The organism is Streptomyces sp. CNH189 (assembly GCF_000527195.1).
This window is the reverse complement of the sequence record NZ_AZUS01000007.1, coordinates 107,873-126,728: the sequence shown is the minus strand read 5'-3', so window position 1 is coordinate 126,728 and position 18,856 is coordinate 107,873. Positions and strand designations below refer to the sequence as shown.

The 18,856-nt window shown below is 74.9% G+C and carries 13 protein-coding genes; 10 read left to right on the top strand and 3 right to left on the bottom strand.

The window, feature by feature from the left end:
- The first annotated feature begins 31 nt into the window (after positions 1-31).
- Both murC and msrB read left to right on the top strand, forming a co-directional pair.
- Positions 32-1,420, top strand: coding sequence for a UDP-N-acetylmuramate--L-alanine ligase (gene murC, locus B100_RS0112075; RefSeq protein ID WP_024884695.1), 1,389 nt, complete (start codon positions 32-34; stop codon positions 1,418-1,420).
- Between the two features lie 14 nt (positions 1,421-1,434).
- Positions 1,435-1,842, top strand: a complete 408-nt coding sequence (gene msrB / locus B100_RS0112070; protein WP_024884694.1) for a peptide-methionine (R)-S-oxide reductase MsrB — start codon at positions 1,435-1,437, stop codon at positions 1,840-1,842.
- A gap of 15 nt (positions 1,843-1,857) precedes the next feature.
- Here msrB and B100_RS0112065 read toward each other — a convergent pair whose 3' ends face one another.
- Positions 1,858-3,234 carry a hypothetical protein gene (locus B100_RS0112065; protein ID WP_024884693.1) on the bottom strand — a complete coding sequence of 459 codons (1,377 nt, stop codon included), beginning with the start codon at positions 3,232-3,234 and terminating at the stop codon, positions 1,858-1,860.
- 115 nt (positions 3,235-3,349) lie between these two features.
- Between B100_RS0112065 and B100_RS0112060 the strand changes: the two genes are divergently transcribed.
- The 4 genes from B100_RS0112060 (at position 3,350) to B100_RS33890 (ending at position 7,371) form a co-directional block, all read left to right on the top strand.
- Complete coding sequence (locus B100_RS0112060) at positions 3,350-4,636, top strand: molybdopterin-dependent oxidoreductase (protein WP_024884692.1); 1,287 nt, start codon at positions 3,350-3,352, stop codon at positions 4,634-4,636.
- A gap of 13 nt (positions 4,637-4,649) precedes the next feature.
- Positions 4,650-5,114, top strand: a complete 465-nt coding sequence (locus tag B100_RS0112055) for a hypothetical protein (protein WP_051489976.1) — start codon at positions 4,650-4,652, stop codon at positions 5,112-5,114.
- A 366-nt stretch (positions 5,115-5,480) separates the two neighbouring features.
- Positions 5,481-6,560, top strand: coding sequence for a hypothetical protein (locus tag B100_RS0112050; protein WP_037722614.1), 1,080 nt, complete (start codon positions 5,481-5,483; stop codon positions 6,558-6,560).
- A 202-nt stretch (positions 6,561-6,762) separates the two neighbouring features.
- Positions 6,763-7,371 (top strand): carboxymuconolactone decarboxylase family protein, encoded by a 609-nt coding sequence (locus tag B100_RS33890; protein ID WP_024884689.1) that lies wholly within the window; start codon positions 6,763-6,765, stop codon positions 7,369-7,371.
- Positions 7,372-7,398: 27 nt separating this feature from the next.
- On the opposite strand, the gene B100_RS0112040 is transcribed toward B100_RS33890, so the two are convergent.
- Positions 7,399-8,619, bottom strand: coding sequence for a helix-turn-helix domain-containing protein (locus B100_RS0112040; RefSeq protein WP_024884688.1), 1,221 nt, complete (start codon positions 8,617-8,619; stop codon positions 7,399-7,401).
- Between the two features lie 183 nt (positions 8,620-8,802).
- Between B100_RS0112040 and B100_RS0112035 the strand changes: the two genes are divergently transcribed.
- A complete protein-coding gene (locus B100_RS0112035; protein WP_024884687.1) occupies positions 8,803-10,308 on the top strand; it encodes an AMP-binding protein in 1,506 nt (501 codons plus the stop codon).
- Here the strand turns inward: B100_RS0112035 and B100_RS0112030 are convergent.
- Positions 10,256-11,668, bottom strand: a complete 1,413-nt coding sequence (locus B100_RS0112030) for an MFS transporter (protein WP_024884686.1) — start codon at positions 11,666-11,668, stop codon at positions 10,256-10,258. The genes B100_RS0112035 and B100_RS0112030 overlap by 53 nt on opposite strands.
- A 214-nt stretch (positions 11,669-11,882) precedes the next feature.
- Between B100_RS0112030 and B100_RS0112025 the strand changes: the two genes are divergently transcribed.
- Genes B100_RS0112025 through B100_RS0112015 form a run of 3 tightly spaced genes read left to right on the top strand, consistent with a single transcriptional unit; the run spans position 11,883 to position 18,852 of the window.
- A complete protein-coding gene (locus B100_RS0112025) occupies positions 11,883-13,580 on the top strand; it encodes a fatty acyl-AMP ligase (protein ID WP_024884685.1) in 1,698 nt (565 codons plus the stop codon).
- Positions 13,577-17,827 carry a type I polyketide synthase gene (locus B100_RS0112020; protein ID WP_024884684.1) on the top strand — a complete coding sequence of 1,417 codons (4,251 nt, stop codon included), beginning with the start codon at positions 13,577-13,579 and terminating at the stop codon, positions 17,825-17,827. Before B100_RS0112025 ends, B100_RS0112020 begins: the two co-directional genes overlap by 4 nt.
- Positions 17,827-18,852 (top strand): alpha/beta hydrolase, encoded by a 1,026-nt coding sequence (locus B100_RS0112015; RefSeq protein ID WP_024884683.1) that lies wholly within the window; start codon positions 17,827-17,829, stop codon positions 18,850-18,852. Before B100_RS0112020 ends, B100_RS0112015 begins: the two co-directional genes overlap by 1 nt.
- The last annotated feature ends 4 nt before the right edge of the window (positions 18,853-18,856 follow it).

Here is an 18,856-nt window from a genome sequence, read left to right as displayed (position 1 = left end):
TCCCGCTCGTCGCACCACTGGGAGAACACGCATGGCACCCGGCCTTCCTACCGCCATGGACCGACCGCACTTCATCGGCATCGGCGGCGCCGGGATGTCGGGCATCGCCAAGATCCTCGCCCAGCGGGGCGCCGCGGTGGCCGGGAGCGACGCCAAGGACTCGGCCACCGCCGAGGCGCTGCGCGGCCTGGGCGCCACGGTGCACATCGGCCACGCCGCCGGGCACCTCGCCGACGACGCCAGCTGCGTGGTGGTCTCCTCCGCGATCCGCGAGGACAACCCCGAGCTGCTGCGCGCCGCCGAGCTGGGCATCCCCGTGGTGCACCGCTCGGACGCCCTCGCCGCCCTGATGGACGGCCTGCGCCCGATCGCGGTGGCAGGCACCCACGGCAAGACCACCACCACCTCCATGCTGGCGGTCTCCCTCACCGCGCTGGGCCGTGAGCCGTCGTACGCCATCGGCGGCGACCTCGACGCCCCCGGCTCCAACGCGCTGCACGGCGCGGGCGACATCTTCGTCGCCGAGGCCGACGAGTCCGACCGGAGTTTCCACACGTACGCGCCCGAGGTCGCGATCATCCTCAACGTGGAGCTGGACCACCACGCCAACTACGCGTCGATGGAGGAGATCCACGAGTCCTTCGAGACGTTCGTCGGCCGGATCGTGCCCGGCGGCACCCTGGTGATCTCCGCGGACCACGAGGGCGCCCGCGAGCTGACCCGGCGGCTGGACGGCTCGGTGAAGACGGTCACGTACGGCGAGTCCGCGGACGCCGACGTGAAGGTGCTCTCGGTCGTCCCGCAGGGGCTGAAGAGCGAGGTGACCGTCGAGCTGGGCGGCGCCCCGCTCACCTTCACCGTGTCGGTGCCCGGCAGGCACTACGCCCACAACGCGGTGGCCGCGCTCGCCGCGGGCGTGGCGCTCGGCATCCCGGCCGCCGAGCTGGCCCCGGCGCTGGCCGCGTACACCGGCGTCAAGCGCCGCCTGCAGCTCAAGGGCGAGGCGGCCGGCGTCCAGGTGATCGACTCCTACGCGCACCACCCGACCGAGATGACCGCGGACCTGGAGGCGATGCGCGCCGCCGCCGGGGACGCCCGCATCCTCGTCGTCTTCCAGCCCCACCTGTTCTCCCGCACCCGCGAGCTGGGCAAGGAGATGGGCGTCGCCCTCGCCCTGGCCGATGCCTCGCTGGTGCTGGACATCTATCCGGCCCGTGAGGACCCGATCCCCGGGGTCACCAGTGAGCTGATCATCGAGGCGGCCCGGGCGGCCGGCGCGGACGTGACGGCTGTCCGCGACGCGGCGGAGATCCCCGGGGCGGTGGCGGGAATGGCGAAGCCCGGCGATCTGGTTCTCACCATGGGAGCGGGCGACGTCACCGACCTCGGCCCGCGCATCCTGGACCGTCTGTCGAACTAAGGGGCTGGAACCTCATGCCGTACGACGTGGAGAAGCCGGACGAGCAGTGGCGCGCGGAGCTGTCGCCGTCCGAGTACGCCGTTCTGCGCCAGGCGGCGACGGAACCCGCCTTCACCGGTGAGTACACCGACACCAAGACCGAGGGCGTGTACTCCTGTCGCGCCTGTGGCGCCGAGCTGTTCACCTCGGACACCAAGTTCGAGTCGCACTGCGGCTGGCCGTCGTTCTTCGACCCGAAGGACACCGACGCCGTGGAACTGGTGCAGGACCGCTCGCACGGCATGGTGCGCACCGAGGTGCGCTGTGCCCGCTGCGGCTCACACCTCGGGCACGTGTTCGAGGGTGAGGGCTATCCGACGCCCACCGATCAGCGGTACTGCATCAACAGCATCTCGCTGAACCTGCGGCCCGCCGATTCCTGATCCGACGCCCGCTCCTCACCACCCGGTCAGCACCAGGTGGTTGAGGAGCAGGGCCACTGCCGCCTGTCCGGCGAGCCAGCCACGCGGACCGGGCGGGAAGGAGCCCGCCGGCAGCAGCCACAGGGCGAACGGCAGCCAGATCCGTTCCGTCTCCGCCTTGCTCATCCCGGACAGGTCCGCGATCAGCAGGGCCAGGAGCGCGGAGCCCACCAGCAGCGCCAGCCGGGACGCGGGACCCCGCAGGAGCGCCGCCCGGGCGGTGCCCAGCAGCACGCCGCCGCCCCTGCGCAGCCCCGCCACCGTGGCCGGGCCGACGACCAGCACCGCGCACGCCAGGTTCGCCCAGATCCAGTAGCCGTACGGGCGCACCCCGCCCGCGCCCTGGTAGTAGCGGGTGACCAGCAGCCGGTACGCCTCCCACCAGTCGAAGCCCAGCGCCGTGAACACGGCCGGCACGACCAGGAACCCGGCGGCCACGTACGGCAGCGGCCGCAGCCGGCGGGTGCCGAGCAGCAGCACCGCCGCGGCGATCACCGCGACCAGTGTCAGCCCGTACGACAGGTACAGCGTCAGCCCGAACAGCAGTCCGGAGCCGAACCCCGTCCACGCCGGCCGGCAGCCCGTGACGGCGAGGGCCAGCAGGGCGAGCGCCCACGCGGCGACCGCCGCGAACCAGCCGTCGGCGGAGGTGCCCGTCCACACCGCCGCCGGGGCCAGGACCAGGAAGGGCGCGGCCCGGCGGGCGAATCCCTCGTCGGCGAGCCGCCGCACGGTGACGAGCACGGCCACCGCCGCCGTGGTGCCGGCCGTGATGACGAACGCCCCGGCCCAGCCGCCGCCGCCCAGGCCGATCCGGTCCAGCAGCACGAAGGTGAGGGTGGCGCCCGGCGGGTGCCCCGCGACATGCGCCGGCCAGTTGTCGGGGGTGCCGATGAGGATGTGCGCGTGGAAGTCCCGCAGTGTCGCCGGGATGTCCTGCCACCGGCCGACGACCTGGAGGTACTCGTGCCGGGTGGTCAGCCGGCCGGCCACGCCCCGGGACCAGCCGTCGACCAGCGCCAGCGACCACGTCCAGGCCAGCGCGCCGCCCCACACGGTGAGCAGCAGCCGCCGCCACGGCAGCCGGGCGGCCAGCGCCGGGCCGTACGCCACGACGGCGACGGCGACCGCGATCGCCGCCGGGGTGCCCGGGCCGACGTGCGGCATCCAGTTCCCCACCAGGGGCGGCCAGCCCACACGGAGGGTGCCGTAGCGATTCTGGATGCGGGTGCCGACCAGGGCGGCGACCAGGACCAGCGCCGCGGCGGCGACGACGGCGTACCCGTCGAGCAGCGGGCCGCGGGAGCCGCGGACCGGGTCGCGGGGGTCGGTGCGGGGAGATGTGCGCTTCACGTCGTCACACGCTAGGCCGCCGAGCCTGCGGCAAGCGGCTGACGAGCGGGGACGTCAGCGTTTCGTCACCGGTTGCGGACCCTCTTCCGGGGTGGAGCCGACCTACGGTCGGCACATGGCACGGTCTTCCCTCCCCGGCCGCCTCCCGCGCGGCCCCTTCGCACCGGACTTCTGGCGCAGCCCCCTGCGCGGTCCCCGGTTCACGTCGGTGCTCGGCGTGGTCCTGCTCGCCGGCATCACCGTCATGTTCGTCACGGGCCTGGTGTCGTACGCCGCGTACAACCCGGATCTGTCACCGGTGAACGACCGGACCCCCGGCAAGGGGATCCTCGGCTTCTACCTCTTCTCCTGGCCCACCGATCCGCCCTGGCTGTACCGGCTGACCCAGGGCGTCCACGTCACGCTCGGGCTCGCGCTGGTGCCGGTCCTGCTGGCCAAGCTGTGGTCGGTCGTGCCCAGGCTGTTCACCCTGCCGCCGGCCCGCTCGGTCACCCACGCCCTGGAGCGGATCTCGCTGCTCCTCCTGGTCGGCGGGGCGCTGTTCGAGTTCACCACCGGCATCCTCAACGTGCAGCTCGACTACATCTTCCCGGGCTCGTTCTACCCGCTGCACTTCTACGGCGCCTGGGTGTTCTTCGGGGCGTTCCTCGCCCACACCGTGCTGAAGGCGCCGGCGGCCTTCCGCAATCTGCGCCGGATGCGGCGGGGCGCCGGCGAGGGAGGGGACGAGGACCCGGTCGAGGCGCCCGTCGGGGATCTCGCCGCCCCCCGGCCCGACCCGCCCACCGTGTCCCGGCGCGGGGCGCTCGGCCTGGTCGGCGGCGGCTCGCTGCTGCTCGTCGCCACCTCGGCCGGGCGCAACTTCGACGGGCCGCTGCGTGAGACGGCCGTCCTCGCCCCGCACGGCGGGTCCGAACCGGGCAGCGGACCGGGCGCCTTCCAGGTCAACAAGACGGCCGAGTACGCGGGCATCCGCCCCGACGACACGACCGAGGAGGCCTGGCGGCTCACCGTCACCGGGCGCGGCGGCACGGTACGGCTCAGCAAGGCCGAACTGCTCACCCTGCCGCAGCACGAGGCCGCGCTGCCCATCGCCTGCGTCGAGGGTTGGTCGACGTCCGACCAGCAATGGCGCGGGGTGCGGCTGCGGGACCTCGCGGCGCTGGCCGGCCACGACGACCCGGTCGACGTGTTCGTGGAGTCCCTGCAACCGCGCGGCACCTGGCGGCACGCCGCGCTGAGCGCCCGACAGGTCGCCGACGGGCGCTCGCTGCTGGCCCTGTCCGTCAACGGTGCGGAGCTCACCCCCGACCACGGCCACCCGGCCCGCGTCATCGTCCCCGCCGCCCCCGGCGTGCTCAACACCAAGTGGGTCGCCCGGCTGACCTTCGGTGAGTTGTGAGGAGTTGCCTGTCATGCGACGTTCCCCGCTGAACCGGGTGCCCCGGCCGGTGCTGGGCAGCCCGTTCCACCTGCTGGTGCTGCTGTGCTCGTTCGCCCTCTGCGCGTACGCGGGCGTACGGCTGCTCGACGGTGACTGGCTGATGATCACCGTGTGGTTCGTGGGTGCCGCCCTGATCCACGACCTGGTGCTGCTGCCGCTGTACGCGGCGGCCGACCGGGCGCTGATCACCACCACCGGCCGGCGCGCGGCCTGGGTGAACCACGTACGGGTGCCGGCCGTGCTGTCCGGGCTGCTGCTCCTCGTGTGGTTCCCGCTGATCACCGGACGGGTGTCGGAACGCTACGCGGCCGTCACCGCCCTGTCCGCCGACGGCTTCGCGGCCCGCTGGCTGCTGGTGACGGCGGCGCTGTTCGCCGGCTCGGCGGTCCTGTTCGCGATCCGCACGGGCCGCCGCAGCCCCGTACCGGAGGACTAGGGCCTGTCCGGCGGAGCATGCCGAAGACGCGGGGCCTGTCACGCCTCACCCCACTGCCCTGAACGGCCCCGGCGGTGTTGTCGTCGGTCCCTTACGCCCCCTTCGGCTTCGCTCGAACCGGGGGACCCCCACCGCGTCGACTCCCGCGTCCGCCTCGCGGCGGACGTCCCGGACCCGGATCGACCGGGCTGCGAAGGGCCGTCGCTCACCTCCGACTTGACCCGCCGGATCGGCCCCGGACCGGCCGAGGCGTGGTCCGCACGGGCGGCCTAGGATGAGCGGTGATCGTCACGGTCGGCCGGGGGCCGGCCCGAGGGGGAAGGGGACCACCGAGTGAGCGGGGCCGGGGGGCAGGGCGGGTCGTCCATGCCGGACGAGGAATGGGAGCGGTTCCTGCGCGAGTCGGTGGACGGCGCGGCCGACGCGCCCGTGGAGCCGTCCGCGCGCGCCCGCGAGGTGCAGGCACGGCTGCGCAAGGGCGGAGGGCAGCCGGAGGGGTGGCGTACCTACACGCCGGCCACGCGCGGGCGCCGCACCGGCTGGTACGTGACCGGGCTGGTCACGGCCGTCGCGCTGGTCCTCGTGGCGCTGTTCCCGCAGCAGGTCGTCGGATGGTTCGGCGGCGACGGCGGCGAGCCGGCCGGGACGCCCATGGCCGCCGAGTCGCAGCGGCCCACCGCGGCCCCCGGCGCCGAGCGGGCCCTGCGCCCGACGCTCGACGAGCCGTTCCGCGGCTCGCCCGCCGCCCGCTGGGCCGACGGACCCGACGGGATCACGGTGCCCCCGGCCAGGGCCACCGGCTGGATGGACGCGGCCCAGGTCGAGCGGGCGCTGCGGCGGAGCAAGGAGTTCATGGTGGCCGCCGGCCTCGACTCCGGTGTGCTGCGCGGGAAGCGTCCCGAGCGGGCGATCGCGCTGCTGAGTCCGCATCAGCGGGACGTGCGGGAGTATCTGCGCGCGGCGCTGTCGTCGGCGACGCCCACCGAGGAGACGGACCCGCTGCTGCTGTTCAGCCGCTTCCGCCCGGACCAGGCCGAACTGGTCGGCGACGTCGTCAAGACGCGCGGCCGGCTCACCTACCGCGAGGGCGAGCGGGGCGCCGTCGAGGTCACGGCGGACGTCACCTTCGTCTACCCGGTCACCCCGGCGGCGGGGGACGGCGGGGCGGACGCGGAAGTGATCCGTACGATCGTCCGGCGCGAGGTGGTGATGAGCTGGGACGACCCGTCCAAGGTCATCACCGAACCGGACACGATGTCGCTCGTGTCGTACTCGGTGGACATGACCAACGGCGGGTGCTCCGGCCCGACCGGCTACTTCGTACCCCCCTTCGGCAGGGCCGACGAGCAGCCCGCCGACGAGTCCCGGCTCGACCCGTACGACCGCAGCGAGCCCGTCGGCACGGCGACCGGGGCCGACGGCTGCGTGACCGCGACCCGCTCCTAGGCCGGTGACGACCCGACCGTGAACGGCCCGTGTCCGTGACGGACGCGGGCCGATCGGCGGGCTGCCGTCCTCATTGACCGGCGCGTACGTGTGCCCTACATTCCGGGGCAGCGCACGGCACACGTCAGCGGGTCGGCACAGGGAAGCACCGCACGTCCGCCGGTCCGGCCGCGATCTCCGTCCTGGCGAAAGGACGATGGCTGTGACCGAACATCCCGTGCTCGACGACCTTCCGGCCGGGAACTGGCACCTCGCGTCCCGGGCCCGGATCGAACCGGCGGCGCCCCGGTCGCTGGGCCCGACGGCCCGCCTGGTGCTGCGTCTGATCCGCCGGCGCGCCCGGGTCCCGCACGACTACAACGTCTTCCGCACCCTGGCCCGGCTGCGCGGCATCTTCCCCGCACACGCGGTCTTCCTCTCCCAGATCCTCCTCAAGGGCCGCCTCCCGGCGGCGGAGAAGGAACTCGTCATCCTGAGGGTGGCCTGGCGGCAGGGGTGCGTCTACGAATGGTCCCTGCACAGCCCCATGGCCGCGGCCGCCGGAGTGCCGGAGCACCACAAGCGCGCCGCGGCGACCGAGTCACCGCGGTTCGACGACCCCCGTCTGGGGGCCATGGTCGGGGCCACCGACGAGATCCTCGCCTCCGGCACCCTGTCGGACGCCTCCTGGTCCGCCCTGTGCGACCACTGCACGCCCGACGAGGCCCTCGAACTGTGCATGCTCATCGGCCACTACGTCATGATCGCCCTCACCCTGAACACGGTCGGCGTGCAGCTCGACAGGCAGCCGGCGGGGGAACCGGCCGGCTGACCGTCCCGCGCCCCGGTGCCGCCCGGCTCACTCCGGCGGGCGGCGCAGCCGCAGTGAGCGCAACGCGAGCTGCATCTCGAACTGCGCCGTCGGATCACGTATCTGGTCGCCGAAGACCTCTTCCAACTGGCGCAGCCGGTACCGGACGGTCTGCGGATGCACGGCGAGCCGCTGGGCGACCTCGCTGGCGTTGCGGGCGCAGCTCAGCCAGCACAGCAGGGTCTCGGCGAGCCGCTCACGCTGGGGAGGGCGCACGGCGTCCAGCGGCCCGAGGTACTGCTGGGCGAGCGCGTCGACGAGGTCCTCGTCGCGGAACAGCAGCAGGGTCGCCAGATGGTCGGTGCAGCGGACCAGCCCGGTGCCGGGCAGGACGCCGCGCCGTGCGAGGTCGAGCGCGTCGAGGGCCCAGCGCAGCGAGCGGGCGCCGGAGTCGAGGGCGACGGTGGGTCCGAGCGCCGCGTTCAGGCCGCGTAACGCCCCCGCGATGGCCCGCTCCCGGCCCGGGCCCTGCGGATCGGGCACGACGATGATGCCCGGCTGTCCGTCGAACCGGGCGAGGAACTCCGTCGGCACGATGGGGCGCACGGACCCCGACTCCTCGGGCAGGTCGGCGACGACGACGGCGATCTCCCGGGGCAGCGGCCACTGCGCGGTCCGGGCGAGGTCGGCGACCGCCTCCGGCGAGACCGCCGGGTCGGCCGTCAGCAGGTCGATCAACCGCCCCCGCCGCTGCTGCAGTTCACCGGCGGCGTGCAGCCGGGCCTCGGTGTACCCGGAGGCGGTCGCGGCGGCCATCTCGTCGAGGTGCAGGAATATCGTCTCGCCCAGCGAGATGAGCACGTCCGGCGGCAGCCGGTGGACCTCGAAGAGTTCGCACACCCGGCGCCAGGTCACCCGGGCGCCGATCCGCAGCGCCGCCTGGAACGAGTCGAGACTGCGCCCCTCGTCGGCCTCGCCCTTCCCGATCCGCCGGTACGTGGCCCTGACGTCCTCCCAGTCGGTCCCGGTTCCCGACAGACGGGCGAGGAAGCCCTCCAGGGCCTGCGCCACACCCCGGTTCATGACGTGCGTGTACGTCTCGTCCGCGGGGCGGGCGTACTCGGCGACCTCGACGCCGATGGTCCGGACGACCTCCTCGGTGATCTCGTCGAGGAACGGGCGAAAGTGGTCCAGAAGTTCAACCGGCAGGGCGGTGAGCGGCGCGTCACCGCGGGAAGGTCCGGTCCTGGTGCGGGCTCCGTCGGCCATGGCGCTCCCTCGGTGTGGGGGACATCAGGGGCCCGCGCACCGTACCGCCCGGTCGGTGAGCGGACTTGTCGGCGGCGGGCGGGATCCCGGCGCGGGGTATGTCATTCAAGTGACAACGAGGCCGATTGTCCTGTGCGTACGGACACAAGTGGCCACAGGGTGTGATGGGTCACCATCCCGCACATGACGGATCTGTTCGAGCGACGGCCTCCCGAGGAACCCGGACTGCGCTTCTACGCCTCCGGCGTGCCCTGGCACCTGCCCGTGCCCCGGGACACGCTGCCCGACCTGCTCGACGCCGCCGCCCACCGGTACGGCGTCCGTACGGCCCTGGCCACGCGGGGGAACCGGACCGGCTTCCGCGCCCTGCGCCGGGCGGTCGCGCGGATCGCCCCGGCGCTCTCCCGGCTCGGTCTGCGGCGCGGCGACCACCTGGCCATGCTGCTGCCCGACTGCCCGGAGGCGGTGGTGCTCTGCCACGCCGCGTGGCGGCTCGGCGCGGTCGTCGTACCGGTCCGCCCCTCCGGTTCCCGGCGGGCACTGGCCCACGCCGTGGTGGCCGTCGTACCGCAGGAGCGGCTCGGGGAGATCGCCGCGAGCGGGGACCGGGGGTTCCTGCGGGCCGTCGTGACCGTGGAGACCGAGCCGGCCCGCAGGGCCGGCGCCTCCCGTCGGCGGGCCGCGGAACCGCGGGCCGCCGACGTGCCCGGCGAGCAGCCGCCCGTCGGGCCGGCCCGGGCCGTCGCGGCGCTCCGGCCGGCCCCGAACGCGCGACACATCCCCGCCCAACGGGCCGGTTCCGGCGGGTCGTACGGCGCCACCGCCGCCCGGGACCCTCGGCCGCGGCGCGGACCCGTGGACATCGTGGCCTACCGGGACCTGGAACGGCGGCCGCCCGATCGGCCGGACCCGTCCGGGGACCGGGACTGGGACTGGTCCGGCGGACCGGAACCCGACGACGTCGCCGTCCTCGTGCATCGCCGCGACGGCACGCGGGTGTCCCTGCGCCACCGCAACATCGTGGCGGCGGCGCACCAGGTCGTCGCCTGGCAGGCCGCCCCGGCACCACGCAAGCCACGGCTGCTGTCGCTGGTCCCGCTGTCGGACACCCGGGGGATCGTCCTGGTCACGGCGGCGCTCCTGGCCGGGGCACGGACCGTGCTGGTGCCCGACGGGGACCCGTTCGCCGCGCTGCGGGCGGCCCGCCGGCACGCGCCCACCGTCCTGGTGGCGCCCCCCGCGGACCTGCGCCGCCTCCTGGAACGTCCCGCCCACGAACGCGAAGCCCTGGCCACCGTGCGCACCGTCGTCACGGCCCCGCTGGACGTCGTCACCGGCGAGCGGTTACGGGCGGCACTGGACGCCCGCGTCATCGAGGCGTACGGTCCCGCTGCCGCCGCCGGAGTCGCCCTGGCCAACCCGCCGACCGCCGACGCCCGTCCGGGCACCGCCGGACTGACGGTGCCGCGCACCCGGGCGAGGATCGCCGTCGAAGGCTTCCCCGACGTGGACGTGCTGCCCGGTCACGCGGGCGAACTCCTGCTGCGCGGACCCCAGATCGGCGACCACCCCGGGCGCCCGGCGGGCGGCTGGCTGCGCACCGGCCTCCTCGCCGTACGCGGCCCCGACGGCTTCGTCACGCTGCTCCGCGACGGTGGCGGCCGGGACGCCGCAGCGCCACCACACTGACCACCGCGCCGAGCAGGACGCAGCCGGCGGCCAGCCGCAGTCCCGTGTCGTAGCCGTCGAGGAACGCGGTGTGCGGGGCCACCCCGTCCGCCAGCGCGTCCCGTTCGGTGCGGGTGAGCACGATGCCGACCAGGACCACGCCGAACACCCCGCTGATCTCCCGTGCCGCGCTCACCAGACCCGACGCCATGCCGGTCCGGGTGGCGGGGACGTCGGCGATCGACCGCACGGTGAGGGGCGTGGTCAGGGCCGAACCGACGCCGATGAGCAGCAGTCCCGGCTGCAGATCCACGTAGGAGGCGTCCGCGCCGGTTCCGGAGACCAGCAGCAGTCCCGCCGCGACCAGCGCCAGCCCCGCAGCGATGGAACGGTGGGCGCCCAGGATCCGGGCGGCGCGTTCGGCGAACGGTGTGCACACCAGCAGGGCACCGGCCAGCGGCAGGAACACCGCGCCCGCCTCCACGGGGGAGAAGCCGAGGACCTGTTGCAGGTAGAGGGCGGTGAAGAAGAACACGCCGTTGACGCCGACGCCCCACAGCACCTGCGCCGCGACACCGCCGACGAGGATCCGGTCGCGGAGCATCCGCAGGTCCACCAGAGGCAGGAAGGCGCGCGCCTCCACCAACAGGAAAGCGGCGCCGGTCAGGGCCGACAGCCACAGGAACAGCGGGACGGGGGGCGTGGAGAAGGTGTGCTCGCCGCCCTTCACGAGCGCGTAGGTGAGCAGGAACAGCGCCACGGCGGACAGGACGACGCCCGGCACGTCCAGCAGCGAGGCGGACCACCGGACCGTGCCGCGCCGGCCGGCCGCCGGGACCGCCGGCACCAGCAGCAGGGCCAGCACCCCGAAGGGCACGTTGAGCAGGAAGATCCAGGTCCAGCCCCAGTGTTCGGTGACGAACCCGCCGATGACCGGTCCGAGCGCCAGGGCCAGGGCCAGGGACGCCGTCCACAGCCCGATGGCGGTGGCGCGGCGCCGGGCCGGCAGGTCCATGGCGACGATCGCCAGGGACGCGGGCACGATCAGCGCGGCACCGGCGCCCTGCACGGCCCGTGCCGCCATCAGCGCCGTACCGCTGTCCGCGAGGGCGGCGGCGCACGAGGACACGGTGAACACCACGACGCCGACGGCCATGACGGCGCGCCGCCCGGCGAGGTCGGCGACCCGCCCGCCGGCGAGGAGCAGCGTCCCGAACGACAGGACGTAGCTCGCCGCGACCCACTCCAGGTCCGCGACGTCCAGCCCCAGATCCTCCTGGACGGTGGGCAGCGCCACGTTGATGACCGTGTTGTCCAGCGTGGTCAGAAAGCCGGTCAGGGCCATCAGGACCAGTAACGCCGACAGCCTTCCACGATGCATGACCTCGCCCTTCCCGCCGGATGCGTCCCACGGATTGTGCGGGGGCCGGTGCTCCCGGCACTGCTGTGCGAGCCGTTGATTGCCGGGGCGGGTGTTGTCACCGCGCTGACAGTCGCTGTTGGACGGTCTGTCAACGGCCCGTCTTCTGCCACCGCCGCACGAAAGCGGAACCTAGGGCCTCAGCCGAACCGCCCGTCAACACAGTGGAGTCGAGATGACCGACACCTTCGAGCCCGCCCCGCTGCTGACCGACCGGCTGCGGTACTGGGCGGCGCACAGCGCCCATCGGCCCGCCGTCACGTACGTCGCCTTTCCCGCACCGGACTCGGCCGGTGTGCACCGCACGCTGAGCTGGCAGGGCCTCGACGCGCGGGCCCGCGCGGTCGCCGGGCGGCTGCACGGCACGGTGCGGCCGGGTGACCGGGTGGCGCTGCTGCTGCCGCAGGGCCTCGACTACACGGCGGCCTTCCTCGGCTGCCTGTACGCGGGAGTCATCGCGGTCCCCCTGTTCACGCCCGACCTCGCGGGCCACGGGGGCCGGCTGGCCGCCGTGCTCGACGACTGCGAACCGGCCCATGTGCTCACCGACGGGCCGTCGCGGGAGCAGGTGGAACGGGTGACCGGCGGGCGCCTGCCCGTGACGACCGTGGACGCGCTGCCGCAGGGCCCGCCCGCCACAGAGCTGCCCCGCCCCGCCCCCGACGACGTCGCCTACCTTCAGTACACCTCGGGCTCCACCCGCACCCCGGCCGGGGTGATGGTGACCCACGCCAACGTCGTCGCCAACGCCCGGCAGGCCGTCACCGCCTTCGACGCCGCCCCCGGACGCAACACCACCGTCGGCTGGCTGCCGCTCTTCCACGACATGGGCCTGGTGCTGAGCGTCGCCGCCCCCGTCCACGCCGGGTTCGCCTCCGTCCTGCTCGACCCCGTGGCGTTCCTGGAACGCCCGGTGCGCTGGCTGCGCCTGCTCGGCAGGTACCCGGGCGCGGTCAGCGCCGCGCCCAACTTCGCGTACGACTACTGCGTCACCCGTGTCGGCGCCGACGAGGTGGCCGGGCTGCGGCTCGACCGGGTGGCGGCGCTGCTCAACGGCAGTGAGCCGGTGCGGCCCGCCACCCTGGAGCGGTTCCTCGACGCCTTCGGCCCGGCCGGTCTCGCCGCCGAGGCCCTGTGCCCCGCCTACGGACTCGCCGAGGCCACCGTGTTCGTCACCGCCGACCGCCGCGACGAGCCGCCGCTGACCGTGGAGTGCGACGCCGGGGCCCTGGCTGAGGGCCGGGTGGAGGTACGGCCCGGCGGCACGGCACGGCTCACCACGTGCGGCCGGCCGGTCGGCCAGGAGGTGCGCGTCGCCGACCCGGAGTCGGGCACCGTGCTGGACGAGGGGCGGGTCGGCGAGATCCAGGTGCGCGGCCCGAACGTGGGCACCGGCTACTGGAAGCAGTCCGAACGCAGCGCCGAGACCTTCCGCGACGGCTGGCTGCACACGGGTGACCTGGGCGCACTGCACGACGGGAGGCTGCTGGTGACCGGGCGGCTGAAGGATTTGATCGTCGTCGACGGCCGCAACCACTACCCCCAGGACCTCGAGGAGACCGTGCAGGCGGCGTTGGACGTGGTACGCCGGGACCGGCTGGCCGCCTTCACCGTCCCGCGCGACGACGACGACGGCCCGGAGGACCTCGTGGTGGTGGCCGAGGTACGGCGGGGCACCACGGCCGACGGGGCGCAGGCCCGCGAGCGGCTGGCCCGGGCGCGGGCCGCGGTCGCGGCGCGGCACGGACTGCGGCTGGCGGAGCTGGTGCTCGTCGAGGCGGGCACGGTGCCGCGCACCTCCAGCGGCAAGGTGGCCAGGGCCGCCTGCCGGGAACGCCTGCGCTCCGGCGCGCTGCGGGCGGAGGCGCTGTGAGCGCCACGGCGCGGCTCGTACGGGAGGTGCTGGCCGACCGGCTCGGCGAGTGGTACGGCGTGCGCCCCGAGGACGTGACCGACGACCGGCCGTTCGCCGAGCACGGACTCACCTCACGGGACGCGGTCGCCCTCACCGCGCTCCTCGGCCGGGCCGTGGGGCGCCAACTGCCCGCGACCCTGCTGTGGGAGACACCGACCCCGGCGGCGCTGGTCGCGGCGCTCACCGCGGGCGAGGACCGGTCCCCGGCCGACGTACCGTCCGCCGGAGCGGCGACGACCGCTTCCCCCGCCGCCGGGGCACCGGTCGCCGTGGTCGGGGTCGGCTGCCGCTTCCCGGGCGGAGCCGACTCCCCGGCCGCGTACTGGCGGTTGCTCACCGACGGCCGGGACGCCGTCGGCACGGTGCCCGAGGGACGCTGGGAGCGGTTCGTGCCGGCCGGTTCCGTCCTGCCCGGCGACCTCGGCCGGCACGGTGGATTCCTGGACGGCGTCGAGGAGTTCGACGCCGAGTTCTTCGGCATCGCCGCCGACGAGGCCGTGGCCCTCGACCCGCAGCAGCGGATGCTGCTCGAAGTGACCCGTGAGGCCCTCGACCACGCGGCGATCCCGGCGCCCTCGCTCGCCGGGACCCGCACCGGGGTGTTCGTCGGGATCAGCGGCACCGAGTACGCCCATCTCACCGCCGGGCGGCCGGAGTCGGTGACCCCGTGGACGGCGGCCGGCGCCTCCCTCAGCGTGGCCGCGGGCCGTGTCTCCTACGCGCTGGACCTGCGGGGCCCGAGCCTGGCCGTCGACACGGCCTGCTCGTCGTCCCTGGTGGCCGTGGACCACGCGGTGCGCGCCCTGGCCGACGGCACCTGTGAGGTGGCGCTCGCCGCCGGCGTCAACGTCCTGCTCTCGCCGACCGTGACGCTCGGACTCCAGCGGGCAGGCGCGCTGTCCGCCGACGGGCGGTGCAAGGCGTTCGACGCGGCGGCCGACGGGATGGTGCGCGGTGAGGGATGCGGTGTCGTCGTCCTCAAGCGCCTCACCGACGCCGAACGGGCCGGCGACCGCGTCCTCGCCGTGATCACCGCCACCGAGGTGAACTCCGACGGCCGCTCGAACGGCCTGACCGCCCCCAACGCCGCCGCGCAGCGCGCCCTGCTGGCCCACGCCCACGGCCCCGACGGCCGGCAGCTGGACTACGTCGAGGCCCACGGCACCGGCACCCCGCTCGGCGACCCCGTCGAGGCCGGGGCGCTGGGCGCGGTGCTCGGCCAGGGCCGCCCCGCCGAACAGCCCCTGCTGCTCGGCTCGGTGAAGTCGAACATCGGCCACCTGGAGGCGGCGGCGGGCATCGCCGGACTCATCAAGACCGTCCTCGCCCTCCACCACGACGAACTCCCCGGCCAACTGCACTTCGCCGACCCCAACCCGCACATCGACCTGGACGCCCTGCGCCTGCGCGTCCTCACCGCCCCCGAAGCGTGGCCCCGCTACTCCGGCACGGCGACCGCGGGGGTGTCGTCCTTCGGCTTCAGCGGGACGAACGCACACGTGGTACTCCGGGAACACCGCCCGGCCGAGGAGGCCGACCTCGCGCGTCCGGGCGACCGTCCGGCCCATGGATCCGCCGACGGCACACGTGAGCCCGGCGGCGGCACACGTGAAGGCCGCCGCCCCGCCCCCGGAGACGAGCGTCCCGGCCCCGGGACCGGCGGCCCCGTACACCGGCCGGGTGCTCGCCCACCGCTGGCCGACCACCTGCCGCCCGGGTCCCGCCGGCCCGCCGTGGTGCTGTTCGACGCGCCCACCGACGGTCGCCTGCGGTCCCACGCCGGTGAGCTGGCGGTGTGGCTCGACTCGCCGGCGGGCCGCGGCGTACGGCCGGCCGACGTTGCGCGGACCCTGGCCGGCCGCACCGGTCGCGGCCGGCGGGGCGCCGCCGTCGTCGCCCGCGACCGGGACACCCTCACCACCGCCCTGCACCGTCTCGCCGTGGGCGACCCGGACACGCACCTCGTCACCACCGACCGTGCCCCCATCGCCCCCGACGACCCGGGCCCGGTGTGGGTCTTCTCCGGATACGGCTCCCAGTGGCCCGGCATGGGGCGCGAACTGCTCGCCGCGGAACCGGCGTTCGCCGCCGCCGTCGAACGGCTCGAGCCGGTGCTGCGCGAGCACGCGGGCGTCTCGCTGCTCGGCGCGACGGAACCCGACGCCGACCTCACCTCCCTCACCACCGTCATGCCGGCCCTCTTCGGCCTCCAGGTCGCCCTCGCCGAACTCTGGCGCTCCTACGGCGTCGAACCCTCGGCGGTGATCGGCCACTCGCTGGGCGAGATCGCGGCGGCTGTCACGGCCGGCGCCCTGGAAGCGCCCACCGGGGCACGGATCGTGGCCTCCCGCTCCCGGCTCCTGACCACCGTGCGCGGCGGCACCATGGCCGTCGTCGACCTGCCCCCGCGGGCCCTCGGCCGGATGACGGAAGACCTGCCGACCCTGCACGTGGCGGTGTACGCGTCGCCGGAGCAGTGCGTCGTCACCGGCTCGGCGGCGGACGTCGGCGCCCTGGTCGCCCGGGTCACCGCCGAGGGCGGCTTCGCCAGGACCATGCCGGTGCCGGTGGCGGGACACTCACCGGACGTCGACCCGCTGCTGGACGCCTTCGCCTGGGAGCTCGGCGCCGTCCCGTACGGCGACCCCGCATGCCGGCGCTACTCCACGGTGCTGGACGACCCCCTTGACGACGACCCCTACGACACCGCCTACTGGCTGGCCAATTTGCGCCGCCCGGTCCGCTTCGAGCAGGCGGTGCGCGCGGCCGCGCGGGACGGACACCGCGTGTTCGTGGAAGTCGCCCCGCACCCCACCCAGGCCCACCCGCTGGCCCGCACCCTCGAGGCCGCCGGGGCGGACGAGGCGCTGGTCGTGCCGACGCTGCGGCGCGGCACCGACGACGCGACGTCGTTCCGTACCGCTCTCGCCACGCTCCTGGTGCACGGCGCCCGCGTCCCCTCGGCGCGGGAGACGCTGCACCCGGGCGGCCGGATCACGGACGTGCCCTCGCCCCGCTGGCAGCACCGCCGGTACTGGGCGGGTGAGGACGTACGGCCGCTGCCCGAACCGGAGTCCCGGCCCGCCGCGGCCACCCGGCTGGACCGGCTGCGCGGCCTCGTCGCCCGCGTCATGGGCTTCGCCCCGGACCGGCTCGACCCGGACGTCCCGCTCACCGACCTCGGTCTCGACTCGCTCACCGCGGTCCGCATCAGGACCGCCCTGCTGGGAGAGTTCGGCTCGGCGCCGGAGCTCGGTGTGCTGCTGCGCCAGGGCACCCTGCGCGGCGTGGCCGCCCTGCTCGACGACGCGCCCGCCCCGTCCCCCCTGCCGCCCCTCGCGCACCCCGGGGAACCGACGCACGGCACGCCCGGTGTCCTGCGCTCGTTCCCCGGAACCGGGCCGCATCCGCCCCTGTTCCTGGCGCACGCCGCCGGCGGCTCCTCCGACGTGTACGGCCACCTGGCCGCCCGCCTGGACGGATACCGGCCGGTGTACGGATTCGACCGGCTGGAACACCCGGACGACGTGCCCGCCCGGGCCGCCGAGTTCGCCCGCCGGATCCGGCAGATCCGGCCCGAGGGCCCCTGGACCCTCGGCGGCTGGTCGTACGGGGGAGTCGTCGCCCAGGAGACGGCCAGGCTGCTGAGCCGGGAGGGCGAGGTCACGGCACTGGTCCTCGTCGACTCGATCCTTCCCCTGCCGGCCCCGCCCGTGGCCACTCCGGCGGAGGAGGCACGGCGTCGCTTCGCCGGCTTCACCGCGTACGTGCACACCGTGTACGGGGCTGAACTCGCCTTGCCGTACGCAGAGTTGGGGACGATGGACGACACCGCGCAGGTCGATCTCGTGCTCGCGCTGCTGGAGAAGGCCGTCGACCTGCCGGCCGCCGTCCTGGCGCACCAGCGTTCCTCCTACCTGGACCTGCGCAGCGCGGAACGGCACAGCCCCGGCCCGTACCCGGGCCGCACCCTCCTCTACCGGGCGACGCGGCCCGCGCCGCACACCGTCCGCGACGCCCGCTACGAACGCACCGACGCCACCCTCGGCTGGGACGCCCACTGCCCCGACCTGACCGTGACCGACCTGCCCGCCCACCACCTGGCGCTGCTCGACCCGCCGGCCGTGGACACCCTCGCCGCGGACCTGACCCGCGCCCTCGACCCCTCCGGCCTCCCGCCGGACCCCGCCCCGATGGAGCCCTGATGCGACCAACCCGCCGGCACCGCAGATCCCTCCGCACCCGCCTCGCCGCACTCACCGCCACCGCCGCGCTGCTCGCGACGGGCGGCGCGCTCGCGGCGTCCACCGCACAGGGCACGACGACTCCCGCCGGGGAGCGCACGGCCGCGGCCGCCGAGGTCGTCGAACGCCGCTGGCTCGACGAGCGGACCGTCGACCTGACGGTCCGTTCCCCGGCCGTGGGCGCGGACGTCCCCGTACGGGTGCTGCTCCCGGACTCGTACGCCGAAGCGCCCGACCGTGAGCGGCCGGTGCTCTACCTGCTGCACGGCGCGCACGACGACCACACCTCGTGGACGCGGGAGACGGACGTCGAGGAGTTCCTGGCCGACAAGGAGGTCATCACCGTCATGCCGTCGGCGGGGCCCACCGGCATCCCCACCGACTGGTGGAACTTCGGCCGCCGCGGGGCCGACTACGAGACCTTCCAGATCGACGAGGTGATGGGACTGCTGCGTGAGGAGTTCCACGCGGGGCCGGCCAGGGCCGTCGCCGGGGCGTCGACCGGGGGCTACGGCGCCCTGGCGTTCGCGGCCCGCAGACCCGGTACGTGCACGGCTGCCGCCTCCTACAGCGGCATCCTGGACACGACCGCCACCGGCATGCGCACCGTCGTCGGCGCGATCGTCGCCCGGGAGGGACAACTGCCGGGCGCCCTGTGGGGCAGCGCCGTCCTGCAGTGGGCCAACTGGTCGGCCCACAACCCCTACCGGCTCGCGGACCGGCTGCACGGCACCCACCTGTTCGTCTCGCAGGGCAGCGGCCTGCCCAGCGACGACTTCGGCAACCTCGAAGGCGCCGTGCTGGAGGGCACGTTGTGGTCGCAGGCGCGGAAGTTCGTCGACCGGCTCGACGACCTCGGCGTCCCGGTGCGGTCGCACCTGTACCGGGGCGGCACACACGCGTGGTCCGCATGGCGCACGGAGTTCGAGACCTCCTGGCCCACCCTCGCCACGGGCCTGGGCCTGGGCCTGGACCCGGCCCGGTAGCCCG